This is a genomic window from Parapedobacter sp. 2B3 (assembly GCF_041925275.1).
GTDB lineage: Bacteria > Bacteroidota > Bacteroidia > Sphingobacteriales > Sphingobacteriaceae > Parapedobacter > Parapedobacter pyrenivorans_A.
On the sequence record NZ_JBHEUZ010000001.1, the window covers coordinates 557,721 to 584,364 of the forward strand.

Annotated in this window: 33 protein-coding genes and 1 pseudogene; 14 read left to right on the plus strand and 20 right to left on the minus strand. The window is 43.6% G+C overall.

The annotated features are described in order from the left end of the window. Nucleotides 1-2,904, minus strand: a complete 2,904-nt coding sequence (locus ACEVG1_RS02270) for a SusC/RagA family TonB-linked outer membrane protein (RefSeq protein ID WP_374741929.1) — start codon at nt 2,902-2,904, stop codon at nt 1-3. A gap of 500 nt (nt 2,905-3,404) precedes the next feature. On the opposite strand from ACEVG1_RS02270, the gene ACEVG1_RS02275 reads away from it, so the two are divergent. After that, nucleotides 3,405-3,644, plus strand: coding sequence for a helix-turn-helix domain-containing protein (locus ACEVG1_RS02275; RefSeq protein ID WP_374741930.1), 240 nt, complete (start codon nt 3,405-3,407; stop codon nt 3,642-3,644). Nucleotides 3,645-3,648: 4 nt separating this feature from the next. Here ACEVG1_RS02275 and ACEVG1_RS02280 read toward each other — a convergent pair whose 3' ends face one another. The 7 genes from ACEVG1_RS02280 to ACEVG1_RS02310 form a co-directional block, all read right to left on the minus strand. Next, on the minus strand, nt 3,649-4,665 hold the full coding sequence (locus tag ACEVG1_RS02280; RefSeq protein ID WP_374741931.1) for a YhcG family protein: 1,017 nt from the start codon (nt 4,663-4,665) through the stop codon (nt 3,649-3,651). 7 nt (nt 4,666-4,672) lie between these two features. Beyond that, complete coding sequence (locus tag ACEVG1_RS02285) at nt 4,673-5,530, minus strand: HEPN domain-containing protein (protein WP_374741932.1); 858 nt, start codon at nt 5,528-5,530, stop codon at nt 4,673-4,675. Nucleotides 5,531-5,598: 68 nt separating this feature from the next. Further along, nucleotides 5,599-6,654: an LPO_1073/Vpar_1526 family protein gene (locus ACEVG1_RS02290; protein ID WP_374741933.1), complete on the minus strand. Its 1,056-nt coding sequence runs from the start codon at nt 6,652-6,654 to the stop codon at nt 5,599-5,601. Nucleotides 6,655-6,912: 258 nt separating this feature from the next. After that, nucleotides 6,913-7,209, minus strand: a complete 297-nt coding sequence (locus ACEVG1_RS02295; RefSeq protein ID WP_374741934.1) for a hypothetical protein — start codon at nt 7,207-7,209, stop codon at nt 6,913-6,915. Nucleotides 7,210-7,243: 34 nt separating this feature from the next. Beyond that, nucleotides 7,244-7,792, minus strand: coding sequence for a hypothetical protein (locus tag ACEVG1_RS02300; protein WP_374741935.1), 549 nt, complete (start codon nt 7,790-7,792; stop codon nt 7,244-7,246). A gap of 9 nt (nt 7,793-7,801) precedes the next feature. Continuing rightward, complete coding sequence (locus ACEVG1_RS02305) at nt 7,802-8,995, minus strand: ImmA/IrrE family metallo-endopeptidase (RefSeq protein WP_374741936.1); 1,194 nt, start codon at nt 8,993-8,995, stop codon at nt 7,802-7,804. 192 nt (nt 8,996-9,187) lie between these two features. Then, nucleotides 9,188-10,027 (minus strand): hypothetical protein, encoded by an 840-nt coding sequence (locus tag ACEVG1_RS02310; protein WP_374741937.1) that lies wholly within the window; start codon nt 10,025-10,027, stop codon nt 9,188-9,190. A gap of 335 nt (nt 10,028-10,362) precedes the next feature. Here ACEVG1_RS02310 and ACEVG1_RS02315 point away from each other — a divergent pair, with 335 nt between their 5' ends. Continuing rightward, nucleotides 10,363-10,587, plus strand: a complete 225-nt coding sequence (locus ACEVG1_RS02315; protein WP_374741938.1) for a hypothetical protein — start codon at nt 10,363-10,365, stop codon at nt 10,585-10,587. Beyond that, a complete protein-coding gene (locus ACEVG1_RS02320; RefSeq protein ID WP_374741939.1) occupies nt 10,574-10,915 on the plus strand; it encodes a type II toxin-antitoxin system RelE/ParE family toxin in 342 nt (113 codons plus the stop codon). The genes ACEVG1_RS02315 and ACEVG1_RS02320 overlap by 14 nt, the downstream gene beginning before the upstream one ends. A gap of 264 nt (nt 10,916-11,179) precedes the next feature. Here ACEVG1_RS02320 and ACEVG1_RS02325 read toward each other — a convergent pair whose 3' ends face one another. The 3 genes from ACEVG1_RS02325 to ACEVG1_RS02335 all read right to left on the minus strand — a co-directional run bounded on the left by ACEVG1_RS02325 (nt 11,180) and on the right by ACEVG1_RS02335 (nt 12,384). Continuing rightward, nucleotides 11,180-11,617 carry a hypothetical protein gene (locus ACEVG1_RS02325; protein WP_374741940.1) on the minus strand — a complete coding sequence of 146 codons (438 nt, stop codon included), beginning with the start codon at nt 11,615-11,617 and terminating at the stop codon, nt 11,180-11,182. A gap of 154 nt (nt 11,618-11,771) precedes the next feature. Continuing rightward, nucleotides 11,772-12,173 carry a type II toxin-antitoxin system HicB family antitoxin gene (locus ACEVG1_RS02330; protein ID WP_374741941.1) on the minus strand — a complete coding sequence of 134 codons (402 nt, stop codon included), beginning with the start codon at nt 12,171-12,173 and terminating at the stop codon, nt 11,772-11,774. A 40-nt stretch (nt 12,174-12,213) separates the two neighbouring features. Further along, entirely contained in the window at nt 12,214-12,384 is a 171-nt protein-coding gene (locus tag ACEVG1_RS02335) for a type II toxin-antitoxin system HicA family toxin (RefSeq protein WP_374741942.1), read from the minus strand. Between the two features lie 558 nt (nt 12,385-12,942). Between ACEVG1_RS02335 and ACEVG1_RS02340 the strand changes: the two genes are divergently transcribed. Next, entirely contained in the window at nt 12,943-13,299 is a 357-nt protein-coding gene (locus tag ACEVG1_RS02340; RefSeq protein ID WP_374741943.1) for a hypothetical protein, read from the plus strand. A gap of 41 nt (nt 13,300-13,340) precedes the next feature. On the opposite strand, the gene ACEVG1_RS02345 is transcribed toward ACEVG1_RS02340, so the two are convergent. The 3 genes from ACEVG1_RS02345 to ACEVG1_RS02355 form a co-directional block, all read right to left on the minus strand. Beyond that, a complete protein-coding gene (locus tag ACEVG1_RS02345) occupies nt 13,341-13,586 on the minus strand; it encodes a hypothetical protein (protein ID WP_374741944.1) in 246 nt (81 codons plus the stop codon). Nucleotides 13,587-13,865: 279 nt separating this feature from the next. Further along, entirely contained in the window at nt 13,866-14,798 is a 933-nt protein-coding gene (locus ACEVG1_RS02350; RefSeq protein ID WP_374741945.1) for a nucleotidyl transferase AbiEii/AbiGii toxin family protein, read from the minus strand. Beyond that, nucleotides 14,779-15,195: a DUF6088 family protein gene (locus tag ACEVG1_RS02355; protein ID WP_374741946.1), complete on the minus strand. Its 417-nt coding sequence runs from the start codon at nt 15,193-15,195 to the stop codon at nt 14,779-14,781. The genes ACEVG1_RS02350 and ACEVG1_RS02355 overlap by 20 nt, the downstream gene beginning before the upstream one ends. A gap of 128 nt (nt 15,196-15,323) precedes the next feature. Here ACEVG1_RS02355 and ACEVG1_RS02360 point away from each other — a divergent pair, with 128 nt between their 5' ends. From ACEVG1_RS02360 to ACEVG1_RS02375, 4 genes are all read left to right on the plus strand, one after another. Next, nucleotides 15,324-15,671 carry a hypothetical protein gene (locus ACEVG1_RS02360; protein WP_374741947.1) on the plus strand — a complete coding sequence of 116 codons (348 nt, stop codon included), beginning with the start codon at nt 15,324-15,326 and terminating at the stop codon, nt 15,669-15,671. Continuing rightward, entirely contained in the window at nt 15,658-15,792 is a 135-nt protein-coding gene (locus ACEVG1_RS02365) for a hypothetical protein (protein WP_374741948.1), read from the plus strand. The genes ACEVG1_RS02360 and ACEVG1_RS02365 overlap by 14 nt, the downstream gene beginning before the upstream one ends. Nucleotides 15,793-16,012: 220 nt before the next feature. Further along, nucleotides 16,013-16,759: a metallophosphoesterase gene (locus ACEVG1_RS02370; RefSeq protein WP_374741949.1), complete on the plus strand. Its 747-nt coding sequence runs from the start codon at nt 16,013-16,015 to the stop codon at nt 16,757-16,759. A 162-nt stretch (nt 16,760-16,921) separates the two neighbouring features. Continuing rightward, nucleotides 16,922-17,230 carry a hypothetical protein gene (locus tag ACEVG1_RS02375; protein ID WP_374741950.1) on the plus strand — a complete coding sequence of 103 codons (309 nt, stop codon included), beginning with the start codon at nt 16,922-16,924 and terminating at the stop codon, nt 17,228-17,230. A gap of 63 nt (nt 17,231-17,293) precedes the next feature. Here the strand turns inward: ACEVG1_RS02375 and ACEVG1_RS02380 are convergent, their stop codons facing one another. Then, the gene (locus ACEVG1_RS02380; RefSeq protein WP_374741951.1) at nt 17,294-18,184 is read right to left on the minus strand and encodes a hypothetical protein; all 891 of its coding nucleotides are present in this window, start codon (nt 18,182-18,184) and stop codon (nt 17,294-17,296) included. A 624-nt stretch (nt 18,185-18,808) separates the two neighbouring features. Between ACEVG1_RS02380 and ACEVG1_RS02385 the strand changes: the two genes are divergently transcribed. The 4 genes from ACEVG1_RS02385 (at nt 18,809) to ACEVG1_RS02400 (ending at nt 21,772) form a co-directional block, all read left to right on the plus strand. After that, nucleotides 18,809-19,447: a hypothetical protein gene (locus ACEVG1_RS02385; RefSeq protein ID WP_374741952.1), complete on the plus strand. Its 639-nt coding sequence runs from the start codon at nt 18,809-18,811 to the stop codon at nt 19,445-19,447. Next, nucleotides 19,444-20,301, plus strand: coding sequence for a nucleotidyl transferase AbiEii/AbiGii toxin family protein (locus ACEVG1_RS02390; RefSeq protein ID WP_374741953.1), 858 nt, complete (start codon nt 19,444-19,446; stop codon nt 20,299-20,301). Before ACEVG1_RS02385 ends, ACEVG1_RS02390 begins: the two co-directional genes overlap by 4 nt. Nucleotides 20,302-21,297: 996 nt before the next feature. Then, nucleotides 21,298-21,528 carry a DUF433 domain-containing protein gene (locus ACEVG1_RS02395; RefSeq protein ID WP_188507326.1) on the plus strand — a complete coding sequence of 77 codons (231 nt, stop codon included), beginning with the start codon at nt 21,298-21,300 and terminating at the stop codon, nt 21,526-21,528. A 31-nt stretch (nt 21,529-21,559) separates the two neighbouring features. Beyond that, nucleotides 21,560-21,772, plus strand: coding sequence for a DUF5615 family PIN-like protein (locus tag ACEVG1_RS02400; RefSeq protein WP_374741964.1), 213 nt, complete (start codon nt 21,560-21,562; stop codon nt 21,770-21,772). A gap of 75 nt (nt 21,773-21,847) precedes the next feature. Here ACEVG1_RS02400 and ACEVG1_RS02405 read toward each other — a convergent pair whose 3' ends face one another. Further along, nucleotides 21,848-22,018, minus strand: a complete 171-nt coding sequence (locus ACEVG1_RS02405; RefSeq protein WP_374741954.1) for a hypothetical protein — start codon at nt 22,016-22,018, stop codon at nt 21,848-21,850. Nucleotides 22,019-22,099: 81 nt separating this feature from the next. On the opposite strand from ACEVG1_RS02405, the gene ACEVG1_RS02410 reads away from it, so the two are divergent. Beyond that, nucleotides 22,100-22,231 carry a hypothetical protein gene (locus tag ACEVG1_RS02410; protein ID WP_374741955.1) on the plus strand — a complete coding sequence of 44 codons (132 nt, stop codon included), beginning with the start codon at nt 22,100-22,102 and terminating at the stop codon, nt 22,229-22,231. A gap of 146 nt (nt 22,232-22,377) precedes the next feature. Here ACEVG1_RS02410 and ACEVG1_RS02415 read toward each other — a convergent pair whose 3' ends face one another. Genes ACEVG1_RS02415 through ACEVG1_RS02425 form a run of 3 tightly spaced genes read right to left on the minus strand, consistent with a single transcriptional unit; the run spans nt 22,378 to nt 23,446 of the window. After that, nucleotides 22,378-22,569, minus strand: a complete 192-nt coding sequence (locus tag ACEVG1_RS02415) for a hypothetical protein (protein ID WP_374741956.1) — start codon at nt 22,567-22,569, stop codon at nt 22,378-22,380. Then, nucleotides 22,556-23,134, minus strand: coding sequence for a zeta toxin family protein (locus ACEVG1_RS02420; protein ID WP_374741957.1), 579 nt, complete (start codon nt 23,132-23,134; stop codon nt 22,556-22,558). Before ACEVG1_RS02420 ends, ACEVG1_RS02415 begins: the two co-directional genes overlap by 14 nt. A gap of 48 nt (nt 23,135-23,182) precedes the next feature. Continuing rightward, the gene (locus ACEVG1_RS02425) at nt 23,183-23,446 is read right to left on the minus strand and encodes a nucleotidyl transferase AbiEii/AbiGii toxin family protein (protein ID WP_374741958.1); all 264 of its coding nucleotides are present in this window, start codon (nt 23,444-23,446) and stop codon (nt 23,183-23,185) included. Between the two features lie 96 nt (nt 23,447-23,542). Between ACEVG1_RS02425 and ACEVG1_RS02430 the strand changes: the two genes are divergently transcribed. Next, nucleotides 23,543-25,786: a S41 family peptidase gene (locus tag ACEVG1_RS02430; protein WP_374741959.1), complete on the plus strand. Its 2,244-nt coding sequence runs from the start codon at nt 23,543-23,545 to the stop codon at nt 25,784-25,786. Nucleotides 25,787-26,424: 638 nt separating this feature from the next. Here ACEVG1_RS02430 and ACEVG1_RS02435 read toward each other — a convergent pair. Then, a pseudogene (locus tag ACEVG1_RS02435) lies at nt 26,425-26,644 on the minus strand (hypothetical protein); the annotation flags it as partial.

The window sequence follows — 26,644 nt, forward strand, 5'->3', positions numbered from 1 at the left end:
TCAGATAGTTAAATTGATGCCCAATACAATAGTCCTCAGAATAGGTGAGGTACTCGCTTCGGGATCCAACCCGATATACTTCGTGAATCTAGAGAGATTCTGGCCCTGTAACTGAATAGCGGCCTGCCGGATTTTGATCGGTTTCAACCATTTATCCGATAGCTGCCAAACCAATGAGGCATTGCGTAAGCCAATAAAGGATGCGTTATTGTTAAATACGGCATTGCTGCTGGCATATCTGGTGAAGTCGGTGGTACTTCCTCTTGAAAATTTTGCCACTGTGCCATGGTCTCCCCGTTGTTGCCAGCGCGCCATGACTTCCACCGGCTGATTCCGCAATATTCCCGGCATCCCAAAACTTGCCCACGGTTCAAAACCTGTTTTACGAGTAACCTGAAGAAAGAAATTCAAGGAAATGGAACCTAAGCTTAGCGTATTTTCGATCCCGCCAAACAGCTGTATTGGCCGTTTGAGTACCACACGATCGGCCGTTGCTGAAATGCTGCCATTTTCATCAATGTCTGTGATGAGGTATGCTCCTGTTTCAGGATTTACGCCTGTTAGCAGGTATCCCCTGCTGAATTGAATGGGCTGCCCAACCACAAGCTGTGTATAGGAGGTATTTTCGATATTCGGAAAAGCGATTAGCTTGTTTCGTGGTAGGGTCAGTTGCGCGTAAGAGGACCAGCTGAATTGACCGATCTTGATGTTCAGGCTGCGGATTTCCAGTTCGGCCCCCGTGTTCTGTACAGTAGCATCAAAGTTGGATTGCACGGAAGCGAACCCAGTCATCGTCGGCAATTGATATTCAATGAGCTGATTGGAAGATCGGTTCCGGAAATAACTTATGGAGAATTGTAAACGGTTTTGAAGAAATCCGGTTTCCAAAGCGATCTCGGCTTTACGATTTTCCTCCCAGCCGTACGCGGCGTTGGCTAACCTAGAAGTAACCAAGCCCGGATTCATATAAGAATATGCCGGACGGTAGGTGTCTAGATATCCGTAATTACCTATCTGGTCGCTGCCGGTAATTCCGTAACTAGCCCTGATCTTCCCTAAGCTAAGAAAGGGTAGCCTGTTTTTTAGATAGGGCTCTTCTGAAAACAACCAAGCACCGCCAATAGCTCCGAAATTTCCCCATTGTTTTCCAGGTCCGAACCTGCTGCTACCATCCCTACGGAAAGTAAGGTTGAGCAGATAGGTGTCTTTAAGGTTATAGGCCACCCGTCCAAAAACCGCATTATATCGATACTGCGAGTAGCTGGTCGAACCAGTCAGTTCCTCAGCACTGCTTAATTGTTCCATTAATGCACTTGCAGAAAAGCCAATGGCATTTAGTTGATGTCCCTGCCGGCGGTTTTCCTGAAAAGAGGTGCCCAGCAGATACTGCATGTTTCCTTTACCTATGGAATGGTGGTAAAGTATCTGAGGTTCTGCGTTTATCCCATATTCTGTATTATCGGCAAAAAATGAACTGTTCTTTGGCGGCACACCCGCGGAAGGGTTATATGTATTGGCCGGATTAAGCTGTATTTCATCCGTGCCCATATGGGAATAACTCACCGCTAGTCTGAGAGATAAACGAGGAAACAGTTCATAGTCTAATAGAGCATTCGCCAAGATATTGCTGGTTTTCAGCTCATGGCTACGCTCCAGATACACAAACGGATTGTCCCAAGTGCCATTAGCCCAGTTCAGCTGACTGCCTATGTAAGGTTCTGGCGCAACGGGAGGCAGCCTTGTAGCCATGACCGCCATGTTTTCACGGGGAAGCTGATTGTTGCTTAGACTATATGTAAATCCGGCCTGTATATTAAAGCGTCGGTCAGGGCCTTGGTAACTTAATGACGAACTAGCAGACCCCTTATTATAGGCAAGGTCTCCAGGGATCACGGAGGTTTCTCTGAAATAGGATGAACCAATATAATATCGGATGGACGCAGCTGAGCCTGACAGGGAAGTTGAAACACTCGATTGATGAGCAGTCCCTCCTAATAATACTTCCTGCCAGTCGGTATACCGCGTGGTGTCCCAAAGCATGAGATCGGGTGCGTTGCTTATCGTTGGATTTACCTGGTCATTAGCGAAGGCCTCTCTTCGCATAGTCAAGTATTGCTCTCGGCTGAGCAATTCTATTTTCCGAGGTACAGTGCTCCATCCACTATTTGCCACAATGCTGATGGCACCTGCCTGTTGCTTACCTTGTTTAGTAGTGATCAGAATAACCCCATTGGCTCCACGGCTGCCGTAGATCGCCGTGGCGTCAGCGTCTTTCAATACGTCAATGCTGGCAATATCGGCAGTGCTGATATTATTCAACGGACTCGAAAAGCGAACTACACCATTCAGTTGGGTCAGTGGGACTGATGGAAAAGGGACTCCGTTCACCACATACAGCGGGTCATTACCATCATCTCTCAGGCTGTTTTGCCCGCGTACCTGTACGGTGTAGGAACTCCCAGCGTAACCACTTTCCTGAATAACTTGTACGCCAGGCAAACGTCCTGCCATAGCCGCTAAAGGGCTATTTACCGGCTGCCGCTCGATCTCTTCGGCGGTAACGCGCGAAATATTACCGGTACTCGTGCGCCGTGTGGTTGTATAATACCCCGCATTGATCTCCACTTCCTCCAGCGTATTCTCTGCGGAATCCAACGCGACGATGATTTTTTCCCTCCCCCCTATTTCTTGCTCGGATGTTACATAGCCAACAAAAGAATAAACGAGGATATCATCCGGCCGAGCAGGGATACGGTAGTCGCCGCTTCGGTCGGTGAATGCGTGGATACGCGTACGTTTGTTGGTAATGGTCGCGCCTTCGATTGCCACGCCGCTGGCAGCGGAGATCACCTTACCTGCTACGGTAAACGTCTCCTGCTGCTGCGCGCGGGCATACAAACACATGATAAAGGGACTAAAGGCCAATAATAGTATTGGCAGTTGTATGTTATAATGGCTATTTTTGGGACATAGCAGTCCCATTAAGCGTATTATTTGCTTCATTGGTTAATTGATATGGTTAGGTAATCAATTGATTAATTAAATCCGATCGTTCAGTTCGGAGTATCTGCCATATCAAAAAACTAAATGGGATTTTTGGGTTTTAGCGGGTAGAGCATTTCATAGGCAGTGAGACTTGTAAAAATGCCATTGGAGAGATAAATATTGAATATGAATAAAACAGCAATACGAGCAGGCCTCCTTAACTCATTACTGAGGTCTGAGAAATCACCCAAGCAGCGAATAAAAAAGGCCGCTCGTACGCCGTTGTCGGTATATGCTTTTAGGCTTAACATCCTTGTCATTTTTTAGGTTTCTCAGGCCAGTAATGAGGATGTTCAATGCAAATATATCATACATGTATTATAATTCCAAATATATTTTTATCTTATTTCGATGTTGCTATGGCTGAAAGCATTTTAACACCGATTGAGCAACACGTGGTCGATTTTGTCTATAAACTTCGGACAGAGAATAACCTAACGCAGGAAGATATCGGAACGATAATCGATGTGAAGCAAACCTTTATAGCCAATATCGAAAATCCAAAAAACAGGTCCAAATACAACTTGAACCATATCAACAAACTGGCCGATCATTTTGGGCTCTCACCCCAAGACTTCTTGCCAAAGAAAGCCCTTTAGTATTTCAGTCTCCTGAATCCCTGTCAAGCTGTGCTTCAATGATGCTTCTTAATTCCTCTTTCTTAGGCAGATATAGTTGGTATTTGCTAACGAACAATTGGGATGATACGTTGTGCATGGCATATTGAATGAGCAATTCGTCTTTCTCCTTGGCCAACACGATGCCGATAGGGGGATTGTCGCCTTCGGTATTTTCCTCATTCTCAAAATACCCCAGGTACATATTCATCTGGCCTACGTCTTCATATCCAGCTTCTTCCCGTTTCAAATCGATCAGTACAAAGCATTTCAGGATACGATGGTAAAACACCAAATCAACATAATGATGACGGTTGCCCAACGTGATTCGATACTGTCGCCCAATGAAAGCAAAACCTTTGCCCAACTCCAATAGAAAATGCTGCAAGTGTTCAATAATGCGGCTTTCCAATTCCGATTCGGTGTAGTGGTGCGGTTCGGGTATCTTCAAGAAATCCAAGATGTAGGGATCCCGGACAATATCATCAGGTTTACTGACGACTTGTCCCTGCTTGGCCAGCAGCAAGATACCATCCTTATCTTTGGAAGCAGCCAGACGGAGATATAGCGAGGATTTTTTCTGTCGCTTTAATTCAGGTATCGACCATTTCTCAATGATTGCCTGTTTCTCGTAAAAACTACGTTCAAGTTTGTCATCGATTTTTAACAGTTCCACATAATGAGACCAACTCAATAAGTGAGAAGGCTTCTCACTTATTGGATACTCGAGATAGAGCAACCTCATATATATCAAGTTGCTCCTACTGAACCCCCTACCATGTAATTTACTCAAATCGACAGCCAAGGTGTTGATTAAAGCCTTTCCGTATTTAGCACGAGCCTCCCCAGCCTGTTCAAATTCCACAATATATTGACCAATCTCCCAATAGGTCTGTACCAATTGTGTATTTACCGTCTGGATAGCGCGTTGCCTACCTTCTTCATAGGCAACGGATATTTGGTTGACTAATGCTTGGTATTCCCGTTGGCTGGCGAGCTCCATAAAACAATCAATTTAAAGAGTCTATTTTCTCCCTACAAATCCGCTCCACGATTTCTTTCATCCGGGTGAGCTTGGCAATCAATTCTTCGCATTCCTCACGGGTAATATTATAGTTGGGTTTATAACGGGCTTCGATATATCCCCTTTTCAGTAGATCAAACAGGTAATATTCGTGGTTATCTTCTGGCGGTGTTAGAAACAGCCCGTACAATTCATCGCTCAAATGCTTAGAATAGTTGCGCATTTTCTGAAGACCATGCATACTAGGCTTGTATCCTTCAAAAACCAATAATGCTGTTGCATAAAAGTTTTCAGCCGCCTGATGCAACGAAAACGCACATAGACGATATTTATTTCTACTCAAATAAAAGTTTGCCCCCAATAGAAAATCATCCCCATTCGGAAACCATAAATCAAAATAGTCTTGCGCTTTCTTTTTCTGTTCTTCAGATGTCAAAATTTTGGGTTTGACAAACTCGACATTGCCACTATCATATAACAGGATACCCTCATCGATAATCCGCATGAAAAAGAATTGTCCAAAAGAAAGCCCGTGATTAATATAGCTGATGGTGTGTGCAATTGGACTAACAATGCCATGGAAATCATTACACCGATTTTCAATATGGCTTACTATCTGTCCTTCCTCCTGCTTATTGTCATCAGATAGCACTATCAAAAGATCGTAATCACTGATGTAACTTAATTTGATTCCATCCTCCACATACGACGAATCCACCCATTTACCAGTAGCGTGACTACCGAACAGGATAATCTTCTCCGGTCTGGCTTCCTCCTTAATGATTTCAACAGCCGCTAAGATTTCTTTTTGCTTGTCTTCGGGTAAATGGGATAAGGGGTTCATGGGATAAAGGTAAGAAATGAATATCAATAAGGAGTATCACAATAACCGTGTTCAGTTTCTTCTTATTCTTATTTTATCCATTTCGACAAATTCATTGCGTCACCTATTCTACGTCTATAGTTTGAGTGCGCGATTGCAATCCCGACACTCGTCAACTCTAGATTAATCATAGGTGTATTCTCCCACACCTCAAAAATCTTATTCAGATTACTATCGATTCCGACAATATACTCTTTAACCTGACTAGGTTTCATTGTTGATTTATTAAAAATCCCCTGAAGCTTCTTTTTGATGTCTTCATCAACTCCGGCTGCCGTCATTATCTCTTCTAAAACACTATCATTCAGCGCATTTAACTGGAAAAGAGTAGGATTATGGAAGCAAGAGATGATAAAATCTCGGAAACTATCAATTTGACCCACTTCCATTTCAAAATCCTCTTTACTAAATCCTTCTTGAAAAACTGCCTTGTAGGTATGGAGAAATTTGTTCTCCAATTGACCATAATTACCCGCTCGTATTTGCCCACACCCTAAGTATTCAATGTAGTTATAATCGCTTCTTTCTGCTGTTAAACTGTCGACGAAGGGTAATATGTATTTCGTAATATATAAACCGAATCTTTCAAGATTATTAACGTCACGGCGTACGGTACGAGTTAAAAGAAATGATAAAGTGATGGTATCAAGCTGTTCAATTGTCAATTTTGGTGCGATTCTCAATGCTTCATCTAAAATAATCTGCATCATATTTCTCTTGGGAGAGTTTGCCCTGTCAACTAAAATGTCAACCAATAAATCTCCCAGCTCCCTATCTCCAGATTTGGCATATTCTTTTTGAGCGGTGAATAAGGAATCTTGCATCCCGGGTTGCTTAAATTCTTGTATTGCATCTGGCGCTCTTTCAATTAGTTTTTCAAGTAATGCTTCAGTTATTTCTTCCGCCCGATGTTTTGCAATTTCAGCAGCTTCATTCTTTAACTGAATAAAATTCGAGCTAAAAACATCTAACGCAATCTCTTTTGCATCGGCGTAGCTTATACCTTGATAAACGTTAACAACCTGTCCTTGAAGATTTGTTGAACTGTCTCCACCTTCTTGCTTCTGAATTTTATCGTTTAGCATATTACATTATCTATTTATGTTGATATCTCCGCCTGACTGGTAATTCTTTGAGCCTTTGCCTCCTTTTTGTGTCATAGAGGCACCCGTTCCGCTACGGTTATAGATTTGTGCTATTAAACTTCCAATCAAACCAATAGAAGTTACCAATGGTTCCCAACCTTTGTCGACCATTAGCCAAATTAGGGAACCAATTAGCCCCGCTATATTTAAAATGATAATAGCGCTCTTTATTTTCATTCAGATCAGGAATAAACTTAGTTATGTATCTCCACCCAAATACACCGTCAAATAATCAACATTCATTTTTTTATTGATGACTAGGGCTGCCGCTTCCTCCGCTAAGTTTTGGTAGCTAATTGAAGGTCTAGTTGAGAAAATCCTTTCGGCTTCCCGCCACCAATCTTCTCGGTCAATATCCCTAAACTCGCGGTTAGCCGTTTCTATAAAGACCACGGACTCAGTACTATTAAAATTAATCTTTCGGGTCATCGAATTCATTGCAATGTCCCACGCGATTTCAAGTGTCTCTTTTTTACTTCTATTCCTACGAGCCATGTGAATGAGATATTTGTACCCCTGCCTATGAAGACTAATTCTCCGCCAATTTCAACATCGCATTCGCTACACCCCTTACGCTATCGTCATACTCTTCATGACCATAGCCATGCTTCTCGTTCAGCATATAAAACGCCTTGTACAATTCAAATGGATTCTGTGAACCACCGACCCACGTTATCACAATCTCAAGAATCTCATTCATTATCGGTTGAAACGTCATCCGGCCATCCGACCCGCGTACGCCACCCCCGTCGGACTTACGTTTTCCCAGATTCAGGAAAATGTTCTTTTCATCATAGATGATGCCGCGCATCTCCTTGTAATCCTCACCCTTCGGCAGGTGGTCCATCAGTAGCTTGCGGATTCCCTTGTAATAGATGTTGTACTTCTCTTCGGGATTATCGAGTTGTTTACCAACAAGTTCGCGTAACTCGTCAATTTCCTTGAGCGTTCCGGTTTCATCAGAAATGGTTAGTTGCTTGCCTTTCTTTTCGTGGGCACGCCGCAATAACTCCAGCCGTTCGACATCTGCATCGGTAAGCTGCTGTTCCTGTTTGGTTTTCTTATTAATTTCTTCCATAATGATAGGTTATACGATTTCAAATACGGCTTTTATCCGGTCGCTCGCGACCTTGATGTTCTCTTCATTCCACGACACGGGATTGAGTTTATTCACGGCGGCCCTGCAATCGGGATAATGTTCTTTAAAAGCGGCAAAGAAATTTTTGCCGTAGAGATGGTCTTGGTACCAGGAATAGAAAGAATAAACCAACGAGGCATGGATTTCATTTTCCTTGGCGAACCGCTCCACGACATAAGGGTTTTTAATATAATTCTTGATGTAGTGAAAGCTTTCTATCGGCATAAAATAATCCCGTGCAAAACCATTGGCTTTCTCCTCAATCAGGAACAAATCCTCATCATCCGACAGGTGGTAGGTGTTTGATTTTACCGTGTCATAATCGAACAATACGTGGTGCAACTCGTGCAACAGCGTGAACCAGAGCGTGGGATACCGCTTTAAGTAATCGGTAATCACAATACATGGCTTATCATTAACGATAAATGTGGCTCCGCGTACATGGGTAGTGGAGAGGTAGTCCTGAAAGATAACCGTTACGCCGATGTTATAAAGTGCTCTACAAACGGTGTACAATCCATTATTTACATCCTGGCTGTAGGGTTTCATATTGGCAATGGTATCCTTTAAACGCTCGCGATTGTAAGCGTTGGGGTTGCTGACCAACTCGAAAGTCCGATAAGCCGACCGAACCCAAAAATCTTTCATCTTGTCTGAAAACTGGCGCTTGGACCGGCTATACAGTGGTTCTGTTGAGTGCTCTTCAAACTCGCGAATTGATTCGTAGCCAAAGTAAGCCAGTGCTTTATTGACAAGTTGGCTCACATCGTCGTCGTTGTCAAAAAAACCAATCTTCGTCAATGCCTTCACATCGAAATTCTTCATTAAGAATTTCAGCTTTCTGGCCCTGTCAATGGCTCCGATATTTTCGGGGTTCTGATTCCGCAGCACCATTTTGATAAACTCGTCCACATCGACATCCAAAAATTCGGCGATCTTAACGACGTGGATAAGGTTTGGCTGCTTAGCCGACCCTTCCATGATATCTTCAAATACGTCTTTATCAATATTAAGGAGCTTCAGCGCCTTGGTCTTGGTAATGCCGTATTCTGATATTTTTTCTTCAAAAAGCCCCCGGATATCAAAAGACGCATCTTCATCAAACAGTTCCTTTAATAACTTATCGACATCGATATTCTTCATATAAAAAAGAATTTACCCGTCAAATATAGGCAATAATGATTTATAAATAAAAAATAGAGGGTAATTACCCTCATTATAAAAATAAAATATTCAATCAATTATTTTGCTCGTCCATTTGATCTTCAAGTGCGATATTTATCAATTTATCCACTGGTCAACCTGGGCGGCTCCGGTTTAGCAGCTGTCGTCAATTCACTTAATCCACACATTAAATTTATGAAATGTTGTGTCTATATTTTTAGCAGCCTCCATAAGAAGCTTGAAATTATGCAAAACGGATTTCATTTCATCTCCATATTCCCTTATTATTATCTCTTTCTTCTTTTCATCATTTTCTTCCATATGGTAGTCAGACACTAGCGTATTTTGCATAAGTCTTTGGTCGTACTCCTTATAAAGATACTCTTCATATAGTTCATAAATGTTAGGATATTTCCTAATAATAGAAATCGTTCTATTAACTATCTGCTTATACTCGTAGCTCAAGTTTGAAGTGTGGATTTTAAACAGATATTCCTTCTCATTATCTTCTAATAGCATGTTAGAAAGCAATTTTTTATAAAATTCATTCTCATAATCCAGCAGTACCAAAAACCTTAATATCGCATCATATGACTTAAATAAGCGATTGACAGAAATGATGTTCGAGCAATATTTTATAAAATCTTCTTTGGTAGCTTTAAGTTTATCTTTTGAGAGTGATACTTGCCTGTATATTATATCTACCGACCTATTAAACTGAACATCTTTGTTGTTTTGCTCTATTTCCCTTTGTTGGAATTCGATTTGAATATTTTGGATTCTTATTTGTTCTCTCTGAGCCTTATAAGCTTGAATAACATAAAAAACTGTTCCTAAAGACAATACTAAGCCGCTAATCCCAGTAACTACCTCAAACGCTCCTATCGCTTTATCATCAGCTTTCGCAATAAATACCGATACACCTACCGCATACACTATCATTAACACTATAAATACTAATGCGAGTATTATTACATCATCGTAATACCAACTTTTTTTGTTTTTATTCATACGGATCAATTGAAAATAGGTGGTTTTTTTGCGAGAAATATCATTACCAAATAAACAACCTATGCCATTCTCAGAGAAGGTTATCGAGACGAATTTTATTATTGTATTTCTGTTTGTCTCAGCTTGGGCCTTTTTAGCGTATAACGGTCGTGATGCTGCAAATTACAACATCGCTTTCAATTTTGCAAATGGTGGCTAAAAATAAACACGATGATAAGAGAAGTAAACCTTGTCCGCTGTATTCAACAAGCTTATCCGTTTCCAGCGAAACCCGGCGTATGATCCGAATGCGTAAATCCATTGGTTGTTACGATAATATTCCATAACTTTGTATTATGGCTTTATTAACCATCAAAGTTCCGCAAAACGCCAAATCCCGCATCACCGAGTTTGTGAAGGAACTTGGCGGCGAGATTATTTCCGTGAAACGGGAGTCATCAGATGCCAAGAAAGAAGTGCTGTTGAAGGAAATAGAACAAGGTTTAAGCGAGGTAAAGCAGATACGTGCGGGAAAAACCAAATCCTACACCATGGCTGACCTGTTACGTGAAGAACAATAAAATACACCTAACCCCCTATTTTTACAAAAAAGCAAAACGGCTGCTGAAAAAATACAAGACACTTGGCGAAAGCCTTGCTGCCCTGGAAGGCGATTTGCTTGAAAACCCGCAGATTGGGAACAGCTATGGTGCCAACATCTACAAGGTGCGGATAGCCGACGCATCGAAAGGAACTGGAAAAAGCGGTGGGTTTAGGGTAATCACCTACTTGGTGAAAGAGTCGGAAGATGGCACCGATATTTATCTCATTACCATCTTCGACAAATCTGAGGAAGCGTCCATCAAAAAGGAAGATGTTATCAAGATTATAAAATCGCTGGATATATAGAAAGCGTAGAATTACTTTGGTATCCAAATCGACGTGGTCTGTAAACGAAATGAAAGGTGATTTGGAGTTTTTGGTGCCGTAGTTGCTCGCAACATCGTGCTCTTTTTCCTTATCACCATCGGAGAGTACGACTAGAACGTCATAGTCACTGATATAGGAATACGTGGCGCCCGTCTCCTCATATTCGGTAAGAAATATCGGTTTGATCAGAAAGAAGCTGCGGGGTGAGTGACTTCGCTATCCAAATATCGGGGTCTTGATTTGCTATTTTACAATCTTTTCAATTGAGGCCTCGTCCACTTTCAGCCATCTTAATATTTTCTTTGCGGTGGGTTTGTCCGTTTTTATCGCCTCGTCGAATTCGTCCATTAGTCCGCTTGCCCAAAGCCGTTCGTTAACGGTCATTCCTGAGAGGCCTTCGATTTGTTGGATACGGAAAAAAGCCTGTTCCTCCATCAGTTTGTCGTACACATATTCACAGGCATCATTTTCAGTCGCAAATATACGCACCGAATGCTTTTCGCCACGCTCCCTGAAGTATGTCTCGTATTGGACGGTGTATCGCCCTGCATACATGGTTAGCGCAATTTTGTCATTATCATCTGTCGAACCATAAAGCCCATGAAGGTAATATCGATCAGCCGGAATGCCTTTTTCTTTTAAGCGAGTGTGCAGGTTAGCTAACGTCATATCCGTTTCCATTTGTTCATCCGAACCAAAAGATGTTCATTTCGCCCAAGAACGCTTTGTCATTAATGGGCAATTCCTCACCTAAAACGGAATCAATACCACATTTTGGACAGACAGCGGTTTGTCCGCCACTAGGCTCTTCTATCCACTCTGTAATTTCCTCCAGCTAAACCAGCTCTACGGATTGCAATTCCACCGCCAGCTTATGAAGACCATCTTCAATTTTTCTTAACTGTGGTTGTCGAGGTTTTTTCAAACCAGTAGAATAATGCTGCAACTGACGCTGATTGATACCCGTTATTTTCTCTAAAGCGGCATTAGTAAATATACCCTTATAATAATTTAAAAAGCTTTCAGCATCAAAATGATAAACGATACTGTAATCCCCTTTAAGAAGTGAGGGGATATTATCTGGGGTGTTATATTCTTTCAATAATGCGATGCTATCCAATATGGATTGCTTTGCTTCTTCCACAGTATCCCCACCCCCATAAATGCCCGGAACATTCTCCGCATAAGCACTAAACATATCAGCACTCCGCTCAATGATAATTTTCAGTGTTTTCATATTATAAAAATACGATGTGTCACGAATAAGGATATGGGGATTATTTCAGCCCCAAATCCTTAATGATTTTTCTACGGAGACCTTCTCCCATTTCCTTGTTACCATGATACGGAACGGGATAAGTCCTCCCATAAATGTAATGACTACCACTGGTACGGATATGAATCCAGCCATTCTTCCGCAGAAACCGATGGAACTCGCTCGATTTCATAAGGAATCAAATTTAAGTGTGGACAAATATTTAGCCTCAATAATTTGCGCCACTCCTTGTACCATCAGAGAGACAAAGGTAGTAAAAATACTACCAAACAAACAAGGATTATTTTACTTTTTAGGCGTTCTTTGGGGTTCTCGGTTCAGAGATTGTGTGATAAAATAGTAATTTAAAGGAATTTTGGATCTAGGATGACACCGTTCATCTAAATTTCCTACCCACTCCATTAGTGATTTATCAGGTCTTTCCATTCCCTGCAGCGACTTTAGGCCACGTCCTATTTGATACACGTAACATGGTACAGTATGAACCGTCCCTGTCACTTTAGATTCGGCCCAAAACAAGCCTGTTGTAATCGGTAAATAAGAATACACAACTTTTGGCAAATAAGAGTACACAATAATCGGCAACAATACCTACACAACTTCGGCAACAAACAGTGCAGAATGATTGCAGGCTGCTTCGGTGTTATTCACCCGGGGCATGCCCCGGGTGAATAAAGCACCTTTGCGAAAAAAAGCGAAGGTTATCATGAATCATTATCTGCAAAAAACTATGTTGTACCATCTGATCCACCAGCTGTCCCGGGAAGGGCATTCCACCAGGTGGATATCGGAGCACTTCGGGCTGAACTGGCGTACGGTGAAGCGTTATCTATCCATGGATGAGCGTACGTTCACCGAAGAGCTGGAGGGAGGCCGCACACGGGGGAAGGTGCTGGATCCCTATGAGGGGTTCGTCCGTGAGAAGCTGTCGCTGTATCCGGAGACCCCGGCCGCGCAGCTGCACGACTGGCTGAAGGAACACCATCGAGATTTTCCACACGTCAACCAGAAAACCGTTTTCAACTTCGTCCAGCACATCCGTGACAGATACAATATCCCGCGCAGCGGCGAGCCGGGGTTTTCTTGATGTACTCAGGGAGAGACTCGAACTCTCACAGCTCGTACCTACTAAGGCTTACACACCTTACACGCCCCATAACCGTTCTTAACAGCCTCTTTCTTTGTCGTCTTGATCTGGCTTTTACTCAGATACCGGCACCCTGCCTTGTGGTACTTCTCCCCTGTTTTGGTGATGTATACCGTGACATCCTTCTGCTCGGCGACCGTATAAGCGGCTGCCCTACCCTGCACATCCGAAGCCGCAGGCAGCAATAGCCCGAAGACGAGAAAAAGGTAAAGGATACGCGTACGCATGATGGTTGGTGTTGGTTTCTTTATTAACGGTTAGCGGTTAGTGAATTCGGTTATTGATTATACGATATTATTGATTTATTACTTGTTTTTCTTAGGCCTATTGGCTTATAATGGTCGTTATAACATGCAAGGTAAAACATCGGATTGAGAATAACAAATTTTGATTACCCAAAGGTAACCGTAGGAATGGTGAGGGCATTACGGGAAACCGGAAACCTAGAGTAAAATCCAAGAAGCCATTGTGCTTAGGGCGGTGAAATACCCACTGTCGCCCCCCTATTAACTATTCCGATTTATCGAGGCGATGAGTCCGCGTATTTTCTCCAATGCTTCCGCGTAGGAAAGTGTCGCACCGTCCGGTGCGTAAGACATACCACCGACAAAACGGTCGTACTCCGACCGATACTCCTGATCGTTCTCCAAAATATCCAGCATCCGGCTAAACTTTTCTTGGATCGGAAGGCCGCTAATGATATTGGAACGGGCATCGTCCGCATCGAGTGTCTTGAGCAACAGCGGTTCGAATGACGGGTGCGCACTGGTGCGATCGCTTAAGATGGCTAAATCATGGATGTGACGTACGATATCGGGATTCTCATCGTTTTCGCCACGCACTCTGATGGGGATCCGCCATACCATGGCGCTGAGCTTGTCACAGGCATTTTCAACGGGGTCGAGACAAGCGATATTGCCCACCTCGGGGCTCCAATCCGCAACTTCATGGAACAACGAACCTACGGGAAGGTATACAGCCGGCAGTACCAGGTCCGCGATGGTAAACTCTACTTTGAGGTGGGGTCTCAGCGCGTCCTGCTTGTCGAAAAGTGTTGGATAAGCGAGCTCTATCCCGAAAAACCGATTCCCGTTCCGGGCTGTCACTTTATCCAAGTCCACTTTTAAAAACCCGTCCAGACATTCGATAACCGTCGCCTTGAAACCGGAAAGCAGCCTACGTTGGCGTGACGGCTTTTCAGCCGCGAGGCTTGCCGATACCACCCGATAGTCAACGTCTTCGCTGAATCGCTGGAGCAGCCGATGGGCTTTGGAAAGTGCCGTGCCGCCGGAAAATATCAGTTGGAAATCGCGGTACGCAACCGATGTGAGCCGATGGATAACCTGGGTAACATACCAATCCTTTTCAATGAATGCCGGACGGATTCCTTTGATGACGGCAATCTCTTCAAATACATCCTTATCGGGCTGTGCGCTCATATCGGATGGATACATCTCTAAAACCGATCTTTCGGTTGACCCGGCCGGTTACGCCGATCAACCGCCCGGTGGGCACCTGGGTGGAGCGGCCTGATTCATAGTCGAGCTCAGCCCGGGTGGGAACAACTTCCTCTCCCAACCGATCGAGTGCCTCTTTGGCTAGTACCGGTATCGGGCTTACGGGAAGGATATCCCCTGTCAATGCCGACACCCGGGCTTTCGCATAGAGCCCATAGCCGATCTTCACAATCTTACCCTGCGCCATCAGCTGCCTGAGCGCCCTTCCCACCTGGTCATACCCTCCTAAATCCCGGAAGTCTTCCCGAAGCAGTACCTTGGTTCTCTTTCGGGAAATCCGAGCCAGAATCCGGTCGGTTATAGAACGCCTGTTTCCCATTGTTTTACAGTTACTTTCAATTACAAAAATACGACACTTTATGAACGCAAAAATACGACAATCAATTGAGATATGCAAATGCACGGAAGCGCCAGTTAGCAAACATATAACCGTAAAACCAATAACCTATGGATAAGACTGACGTCGGAGTACTGGAGCCCGAAGTCATCCAAAGCAAAATATTCACGATTAGGGGTGTTCAGGTAATGATTGACCGAGATTTAGCGGATGAGGTGGTCGCAAATTGCGACCACCTCTCGAACTTAAGATTTTCTTATCGGTTGCCCTATGCATTTTCTGAACAGAGAGTTGCCATGCTCTCCACTGTTCTCAAAAGCAAAATGGCTGTAAAAATCAGTATTCAAATCATTGATAGCTTCGTTGCCATGCGCAGGTTTCTGCATGAAAATGCCGGTATCTTCCGGCGTTTGGATACACTGGAAAGAAAACAGTTAGAAACAGATGGCAAATGCTGACATCATCCGCAAGGCTTCGACTTCCATCATATTGATAGATAATTATGTGGATGACACTGTACTCAGCCTATTCACAAAGCGGAAAAAGGGTGTTTCGGTAACGCACAGTATGCGCGTATAGCAGTCCGGAAATTCGAAGCGTCCCATGATAGGTTTCTTATTTTGGATGAATCCACCGTATACCACATAGGTGCTTCGCTCAAGGATCTTGGCAAAAAATGGTTTGCCTTTTCAAAGATGGATACCCGGGATTTGAAGATTTTGGAGCGATTGGGGAAACATAATTCGTAAATCGTTATCTTGGACTCGGTGAAAAAATCAAGCGTTTTTAAATTTCAGGTATGCGTATCCAGGTAATAAGCGACCTACATCGGGAATTCGGTTTTACGGATATAAACTTCGGGGCGGCCGATATTTTGATACTGGCGGGCGACACAGACGTTGGCACCAAGGGAATATCTTGGATAAAGTCATGCCAGTTATCGATACCAATAATTTATGTGTTAGGGAATCACGAATACTACCGGGGTTCCTATCCAAAAACTTTGTTTAAGATTAAGAAGGAAGCGGGGGATTCAAACATCCACGTACTGGAAAATGAGTTTATCGATATCAATAACATCCGCTTTCATGGAACCACACTATGGACCGATTTCTCATTATTTGGGGATCCGAGGACGTACGGCGCTATGTGCCAAGAAAAAATGAATGACTACCGGTGCATACGGAAAGATCCCTCCTATTCCAAACTACGGAGTGTTGATACGTTTCAAATGCACCAACGAGCCAGGGCTTGGCTGACACAGAGTCTGGAGAACTCTATGGATCAGAATAATATCGTCGTAACGCATCACGCCCCCAGCCCCCGATCTATTCCTTATGGGCATCAAAACGATCCAATAAGCTCCGCATATGCATCCGACCTCGAAACATTGATCTTGCGGTATCAACCTATGTATTGGATACACGGACATATCCATACGCCCACTCGTTACGCGATCGGCTCAACAGAAATAATCTGTAATCCATATGGCTACATCCACGAACCTTTCAACGGTTTTGATGAAAAGCTGTTTATAAGTGTATGATCAATCCGTCGCCTTTCCCTACAATTTTTTGATCCGGAGTTCGGTATCGGCCTGAATCAAACAAAGCCCATCCTGCCATCGTAGAAAACAGGATTGAAGGTATTTATTAGCGGCTGTTTGAATACCTCGCTGTTCATACTTTGCGTGTTAATTATTTCTATTTTGCAAAAAGAGCATGAAAAGAGGAAGAAAACGAAAGTCGTGGACCTGCAGGCGCTGAGGCAAGAGCTGTATGTCAAACATATGGCGAAAATCCACCCCACCATCGAAAAGAGCCTGCAATTGGATGGTGTTTTGGATGAGGTGTGCCATCACTTGGTAGACCTGGATTTCATAAACAAACGGCTGCCTTATCCCTCTCGAGGGTTGGACGACTTTACCCGGTTATATGATCATAATACCGACTTATATATCCACGTGCATTACAATGGTAAGAAGTATCGGTTTGATGCGAAAGAGGATGAAGGGTGAGCGGATGGGCTTGCTAAGAGGTTTATGACCGGTTTTTGATGGTCGCTAGGGTGTAGCAGCAATTTATTCTTTTAATTGCATTACTTCTTTCAACAATGGCGGTAAATCATTCGCACCAATGTCGTCCGTATAATGGCTCAAAACACATGAAATATATCTTCCTTTTACTTCCGTTGTCACGTAGTAAATTATAAGGATATTACTACCACCCATTATTAGTTTAGGAATTTTAATTTTCAGTTTTCTTTTTAAGGCTATTGTAGGCTGTCCTTCAAATATGATAGCTATTTCTGTGTCCTCAAGCACGTCTCCCATTTTCAAACTGGAGTTCAACGCTTTTTGACCCTCAGTCATTTGTTTAGCTCTCTCAAAATTGCTAAATTCAGACCAGTTCATTTGTCCCATGTTTGGGCATTGTAAATTACGGACACCCATCCAATGACAAGCAGGTCCCAATGCTATTTCTCTACCTGAAAATTTCACGTTGTCAACTTCCATTGGCGTAAAAATCTCTTTTGGAAGCGTGTTAGCTAGTATCGCATTGAAATAATCTTGTTCAATGGCTTTAGCTCTGTCGCAAAGGGTAGAAAAACCAATAACCTTTATCTTACCTTGTTCGGTTTGTAATACATAATAAACAGACTGGGTTTTACTTTCACCTTTCGTGTCGATAGTTGTAAAAATTTTGGCGCCGGAAAAATCATGGTCTTCTGTCGGTTGTAACTCCTTTGGTATTGATAATTTTTTCTTGACCTTACCTATTCCCTTTTCATCAAAATTATACTGAAAATCCTGTTGAAATATAGTATAACCCTCCGCATCATAAAAAGTTATTTGCTCCTGTGCTATTGCTTGTGCATTTTGAAAATTGCCTGTCTGCCCATAAGAGAACGACATGACCAAGGATAACGCACTAAAAATTAAAGATTTAATTGTCATATTGCTGTGTGCCATGATACTATTTCAGCTAGCGGACCACGTATTGGTAAGCCGCAGGCAGCAGTAACCCGAAGACGAGAAAAAGATAAAGGATACGCGTACGCATAATAATGGGTTTAATGATGACAGCTGTTTCTTTCTGTTTTCCGTTTGTTTTAATTAGGCCTATTGATTTATAGTGGTCGTTATAACCTGCAAGGTAAAACATCGGATTGAGAATTACAAATTTTGATTACCCAAAGGTAACCGACGGAATGGTGAGGGCATTACGGGAAACCGGAAATGTAAAAAGCAATAATTCTGACCTCGCCATCCGGAACGCTACCATTGCAGCAAAAAAATTGACTTTTTACCGCTCTTTGCTACCAATCAAGTTAGAACTCTACGTGGAACTGTTCGTGAAAAGCTATTTATTAAGCTTACCGATGATAGGTCTCATTTCGGATCACATACACTATTGGGAAAAGGCTGGCATACTCGTATTCGACCGCAAGGTCTAGTATTCGAACAAGGCGATTGCTTTTAGAGGCGCCATAAAATTAGCTTTAATGGGGACTAAAAATAACTTAATTGCAATTTTGACATAAGATAAACGATTTATTTTCGGTTATCTTGTTGTTTTTTTACATTTGTATGTATATGGAAATTAGCCGGATTATAGATGCTCATGCTGACCAGCCATTACCACATCAACTATTGATGTCATGGTTGAAAGATTACAAGCGCCCAAACGATAAGGTTTTGGGTTTGAAAGCCCGGGGGTTTCTGGTACCACTAAAAAAAGGGTTATACATTGCGGGGCCTTCGGCGACAGAGAAAAAGCCGGATGCGCTAATTGTGGCAAACCACTTATCGGGCCCCAGTTACGTATCAGTAGAAACAGCCCTTTCTTATCATGGACTGATACCAGAACGGATTTATGAGATTTCTTCCATGACGACAAAAGCATCCCGTACTTTTAAAACAGCAATGGGATTATTCACGTACTACCGCCTTCCGTTGCCTTATTATTCCTTTGGATTAGATATGGTCCGGTTATCGTCCAATCAATATGCAATTGTAGCCTCACCGGAAAAAGCGTTATGCGACAAAATAGTAAGCACATCTGGACTGACATTGAGAAGCATCAGAAACGCCTATGATTATCTTGTCGATGATATGCGGATGGATGAATCGGGATTAAAAGATTTGGATGTAGGGGCGATACATGGATGGCTTACGGATGCGCCCAAAAGGGATAGCTTATTGATGGTTTTAAAAATGATCGAACAGTTATGATTAAGGAATGGCTGGATAGCTACAAACCAGCAAACGAACAGGAAGCAAAGGACGCATTGCGGGAAATCATGCAAGAGATTGCGCTTGCCGGACTTTATCGTGCTGGTTTCTTTGAAAAGGCAGCTTTTTATGGGGGAACAGCGTTAAGGATATTTTATGGATTGGATCGCTTCTCGGAAGATCTGGATTTCTCATTACTCGATGTGGACACAGAATTTAATCTTGGTAAATATCAGGAAGCGATCGTCAACGAGTTTGAATCATTGGGGATGAAAGTATCGATCAGGGAAAAAAAGAAAGCCGTTAAAAGTAATATTGATTCGGCATTTTTGAAGTCGGAAACCCTTTGGAAAGAACTGGTATTGGAGGACATCATTCCACAGCAGGGCATAAACCGGATCGCCAATGTCAAGATAAAGATCGAAGTCGATGCGGAGCCACCTTTAGGATTTGAGACGGAAGAAAAGCTACTCCTGCGGCCGTTTTCGTTTTATGTGAAATGTTTTACACTGTCGGATTTATTTGCAGGTAAGATGCATGCCCTTCTTTTTCGTAAATGGGGTCAAAACGTAAAGGGCCGGGACTGGTATGATATGGAATGGTATATAAAAAAGGGAGTTGCATTAAACCTCCGCCATTTCGCGCTAAGGGCTAAAGATAGTGGTGATTGGGACAGCGACGTAATTACTGAAAATGAATTTAGGAGGCTATTCGCTAAAAAGATAGACGCTGTGAACATGCGATATGTTAAAGACGATATTAAGCGCTTTATCAAGGATCAGGGAATTCTGGAAATCTGGAGCCCGAAATATTTCCATGATCTCGCCGCTCACTTGAAGGTCATAGCGGGCTAAAAGAAGACGTTGTTATTTTAGCACAGGATAAACGGATATTTATCGATTATCTTATTGTTTTTATACAGCATGAATTACAAGGTATCATTTCAGGAACTCGCAGCGTTGCAAATGGAACTGCTATCCAAGCAATCACCGATTTCATTAAAAAAAGCAAAGCAGCAGGTACTAACGCTAAAAAAGACAAGTTCGTCAAAGACCAAGAAGCAACGGCAATCCTAACCTACGCGGACATCAATGATTTTTTTGTCACCGACCCGCGAGGTTATGGCTTTTGGTCTACTCCTATTCCGTATCAGAAAAGGAAAAGCAAAAAATAGCGCGTAATCTTATTTCCGAAACCGACTCTCACATCAGCACACAGGTATTAACCTAACTGACTAACACACTCACCCGCAAATTTAAATTACCCTCAAATAGTGCATTAAAAGCAATTGATGAGTGTTGCGCAAATAGCCATGTTTTTGTAAACAATCCAGAAACGATAAAAGGCGCAATCCATATAGCGAGCAGATATGGCTTTTCTTTTTATGACAGCCTTATTATCAGCGCCGCACTTGAGTCAGATTGTAAGGTGTTGTACTCAGAAGATTTGCATAACGGGCAGATTATAGAAAAGAAACTTAAAATACAGAACCCTTTTCTGTAAACGAACTTGGTAAAGGCTGAAAAGAAGATTTTGTACACAGCGTGTACAAAATTGGCTCAGCGGAACCTATAGTTTTTCAACAAAAATGATCGCTTATACTGAATGTGCATTGGGCGAGGATATTATTTCCGTAGCTGTTTGCGGCAAGTAACTATTCCCTTGGAAAGTCCCTGCACTTTGATACGCAGCCTTATCTGACACTCTTTCTTCTCCCAACGACCGTTGATGTTGGTTTCTTGTTGTAGCTGATCATTACGGGAAACCGGAAACGTAATACCGAGGTAAATGGATAAAGGGTGTAATTCATAAATAATCCGTATCTTTACGTTAAGTAAGACAGTAAGGAAATGAAACAGTTAAAAAGAATTACGCTTGATCCCAATGTAATGGGGGGAAAACCATGTATCAAAGGTGTTCGTGTAACCGTAGGTACGATTATCGGTTTGTTGGCATCGGGATATTCGAATGCTGAAATTCTGAAAATGTATCCCTATTTGGTTGAGGAAGATTTAAAAGAGGCTTTAGCCTATGCGGCTTGGCGATCTGAAGAAATCGAAGTACCCTTAGCTACCGCATGAAAATACTCATCGACATGAACCTATCGCCCGAATATTCACTCACGACCTAGATTTTGGCACTGCGCTGGCGCTGACCAAGGCAGAAAAGCCAAGTGTAATTCAGGTAAGAACCCAGGATGTAACTGTAAACCATCTGAAAAGCATGGTAATAAAAACCTTGCTGGAACACGCCGCTTTGTTGGAGGAGGGCGCTTTGTTGATTTTGGACGAACACAAAAAACGGGTTAGGATCTTGCCGCTTTGAGAAGAATTTTAGCACGTCCACGTCCTATACCCATTCTTAACAGCCTCTTTCTTCGTCGTCTTGATCTGGCTCTTCTTAAGATATTGGCACCCTGCCCGGTGGTACTTCTCCCCTGTTTTTGGTGATGTACACCACGGTATCCTTTTGCTCGGCAGTGACGTAAGCGGCCACCCTACCCTGCACATCCGAAGCCGCAGTCAGCAAAAGCCCGAAGACGAGAAAAAGATAAAGGATACGCTTACGCATCGCAGTGGTTTAATGATGATAGCTGTTTATTTGACTGGTCGTCGTGAAGCGCGAATTACAACATGCCTTTCAATTTTACAAATGTATGCGGCAATCTACGAAGTGGATTTCTCATGGGTGCTCTTCAGTTGGCTGAACGAAGGTAGCGAGCGGGAACGGAAGGGCACTACGGGAAACCGGAAAGCGGGCGGGGCGGTTATACCGGTGCATTGAGATGAAACGACTGTTGGATGCTACAAGTCTAATGCACTGACTGGAAAGCAGATCACGTGCGCTATTATCACGATGATCCCTATTTTGTAAACAAAGCAATCTCAGGCATAGGTGGTTTCGATATGCTTTTTTTACTGCATTTAATCTTACTTAGGGAGCGTTTTTAATAACTCCTTGGCTGGTACATCTTTTATTTCACCATTGATTTTCACAACGAGACTACCGTCTTTGGCAGCGGTTTCTTCGGCGAGTTTACGCAATGCCTTTTGAACGCCATAAAGCAATTTCTCCGAAAAAGATGCCCCAGATGGAAAAGATGTTGAGCTATTTAATGCCATTGTGTTGTTCCTGTATTATTGACCAAATTTCGTTATTAATGATTGCTTTTCCAAATTCATCGCATTTGGCAATGATTTCCGGCGTCAAATCCATATTATCCAACACAAACCATTTATCACAATGGGGAATATATAAGTGCATCAAATTGTGCAATCCGCGATAATATCTCCGAATCACTGTACTGTCTGGAATATGATGCCCCCCGTTTGATACGCGGTTGGCAACCCGCTTTATGGCCTGTTCGGGCGAATCAAGCCAAAAATATACGAGTGCTACATGATATCCTTTTCCCTTGGCATCCTTAATAAATGGAACGTAGCTTCTGGTTGCCAAGGTAGTTTCAAATGCAAAGTCTGCCCCTTCTTCCAGCAGTTCATGGATGCGGGTAAGCATAATACGACCTGCCTCAAGAGCCACACCTTCAGGATTGAATGGAGAAAGTCCGACAGCGATATTATCCGCATTTACAAATTCTTTGCAATCCCAAATCTCTGGCAATACCGTATAACTGGCTGTGGTTTTTCCAGCACCATTGCAACCGGCTATAATGTAAAGATTCGGCATAAGGGCCCAAGTTACCCTATATAAAGCAACTTTGCAAGTTTGGTTTTTTTAGAAGAGGCTTGCCGATACCACCCGATAGTCAACGTCTTCGCTGAATCGCTGGAGCAGCCGATGGGCTTTGGAAAGTGCCGTGCCGCCGAAAAATATCAGTTGGAAATCGCGGTACGCAACCGATGTGTGCCATTGGATAACCTGGGTAACATACCAATCCTTTTCAATGAATGCCGGACGGCTTCCTTTGATGACGGTAATCTCTTCAAATACATCCTTATCGGAATATGTAAAAGCATCCCCCCCAACGCCGTTTCGCATGTTAAGTAAAGAACCTCGACATGTTAAAATTGTTAAACAATTATTTTTAAATTGGATAACCCCGTATATTGGTAAGCCATGCAAAACGCCAATAACATGTACATCAAGAACCTGATCACGATGATTATAGCATGTTGCTGTTCGGTAGGGTCACACGCACAGATTCACTTCAATGGCGACGTAGAAACTCTTGATGAAGATGGCCGGGCCGCAGGATGGGATTATACGTTTAATGGACGCAGTACGTTTCCGGTAAACGTGGACAGTGTTGAAAAAAAATCGGGGCAATATGCATTGTCCATCGCTTATGATGGAAGTGAGGGTGCAGATAAAAGCGGTGCTTTCAGCTATGCGATTAATGAGACGTTGGCAGGCAGCTACCTGATATTAACTGTCTGGATCAAAACCGAAGACGTGGAAGGGTTTGTCGGCCCGTGGATCCGCGTGGATGGCGTGGAGCAGAAATTCATCGCATTTGATTTTTTGGAAAACCAGATATCCGGCACGACGGATTGGACGCAATACGTCGTACGGGTACCTTACGATCGAACCAAGGCCATCGCCGTTTTGTTCGGCGGATCATTGGTGGGTACAGGAAAAGCATGGCTGGATGATTTCCAATTGTACCTGGATGACGCCCCAATCACAGAAGCCACCGTTATCCCCAAGCCGAATTATCCGGCACTCCGCGACTCGACCTATCTCCAACATTCCGGCATCGATACCATCGTTTATACCGATTATTTGGCGCGATACCTGCCCTTACTGGGGGAAGTGTGGGGATTTGTCAAATACCATCACCCGGCCATAGCCCGCGGGGAGGTAAACTGGGATGGCGAGCTTTTCAGGATACTTCCTGAGGTATTGACCTGCCAGAACGATGCACAGTTTTCAGCAATCCTGTTGGGTTGGATAGACAAACTCGGTGCTATCCGCCAAACGAAGGAAGTTTACGTGCCCGAAGACACCAGCACGATTGCGCTTTGGCCGGACTATGGTACGCTTTTCTGCAATGATGTATTTTCAGAACCGCTGGTCAACCGGCTGGCCGAAATCCGTGATCATGGTCCGGACAGCGCACATCATCATATCCGTTATGAACCTCACGTTGTCCAGCACGAAAGCGCTTACCTGCACATGTCCCATCCGGATGCCGGATACCGCTTGCTTAGCGTATTGCGTTATTACAGTATCATCCAGTATTGTTCTCCCAATCGGAATCTCATTTTGGCCGGGTGGACCACATTGCTGCCCGGTTTCATCCACGACGCAATACATTGCGTAGATCAATCCGCTTACGCCAATACCATGGCGCGCATGATCAGCGCCATACGAGACACCCATGGCTTTATGCATGGTCAGCAATTCGAAGCAACCTTAGGGAGCCATCGGGTGCCGTTCAAGGCCCAGTTTATCCAAGACGAGCTGGTGGTGACGGGTTATTACAAAGACACGCTGGCCGTGCGCCAGCAATTGCAGGTAGGCGATATTATTACGGCAATCAACGGGCTTCCGGTGGATACGCAGTATACCCGGTTCCGGCCTCTGGTGCCTGCTTCAAACGAAGCCGCAGTTAAACGGGATATTGTGGGTAAATACTTGTTGCGAACGGACAGCACCGTTTTCCATCTGGATATTCTGAGAGGCGGAAAACCAGTGAAAGTGAGTCAGCAAGCCGTTGAAAACGGAGCCATTGATTTTTTCGGAGGCGATTGGAACCCGTTGCCGGATGAACCCGGTTTCAAGCTGCTGGATTCCGAGACCGGCTACATTTATTGCAAGCATTTTAAACAAACGGATCTTCCGGCGATAAAGGAGGCCTTCAAAGACACCAAAGGCATCATCATTGATATGCGCAATTACCCGACAGATGACCTGATTGATGGCCTGGAAGGGTATTTGCTGGCCGAGCCCCTACCCTTTGTGAAATTCACGACGGGATCAGTCAAACGGCCGGGATTGTTCCGATATACCCCGCTGGTTTACCAGGGTAAAATCAATGAAAACGCTTATCAAGGCAAGCTGGTGGTGTTGGTGAACGAAATGACCCAAAGTAATGCAGAGTTCGTTACCATGTTCCTTCAGTCGATTCCGGGTACGGTTGTTATCGGGAGCCAGACGGCGGGAGCTGACGGCAACATCTCGAACATTCCGTTGCTTGGCGGAATGTCGACTGAGATATCGGGCATTGGCGTACATTATCCCGACGGCACAAATGCGCAGGGTGTAGGAGTAAAAATTGACGAGGTGACGGAGCCGACCATTGACGGAATCATCAACGGAACCGATGAAGTGCTGCTTAGGGCAAGGCAGCTCATTTCAGTGCAGAAATCGAAATAGTAAACTTATATCCAATTTGATAATCGCTCTTATAGTATTATTGATTTATCAATTGTTTTTTTAGGCCTATTGGCTTATAATGGTTGTTATAACATGCAAGGTAAAACATCGGATTGAGAATTACAAATTTTGATTACCCAAAGGTAACCGTAGGAATGGTGAGGGCAATACGGGAAACCGGAAACCTATCTTTGCAAGTTTTACATTAAGATAAACGATTTTCGGTTATGTTGTTGTTTTTTCACATTTGCATGTATATGGAAATTACCCGGATTATAGATGCTCATGCTGACCAGCCATTACCACATCAACTATTGATGTCATGGTGGAAAGATTACAAGCGTCCAAACGATAAGGTTTTGGGTTTGAAAGCCCGGGGGTTTCTGGTACCACTAAAAAAGGGTTATACATTGCAGGGCCTTCGGCGACAGAGAAAAAGCCGGATGCGCTAATTGTGGCAAACCACTTATCGGGTCCCAGTTACGTATCAGTAGAAACAGCCCTTTCTTAGGCTGCAAAGCAGCATAATTAATCAACAAAGCTCACGTGCGGTTAGTTAACCCGGTGAGCCAGCCTTTCCGCTTGTACGACAATCGACCTCCGCTTGGTTGCCTGATGCCCCATACCGCGGTGTGCCTTCAAAGCAACCCTAGGGCCCTATCGAACCGATAACTGAGCCCTATCTCGTGGGTCGTGTTGCCGATGCGACGGTTGAGTGGCTCGCTGCCCGGGTTGAACTGGTAGCTGTAACCCAGCCCCAGGCCCGAGAAGTTGAACTGCGCCATCCCGGCCAGCTCGCCATAGCTGCGTGCGTTGAGGCCGATGCCGAAAACCTGTTTGATGTAGAACATCGCCGAG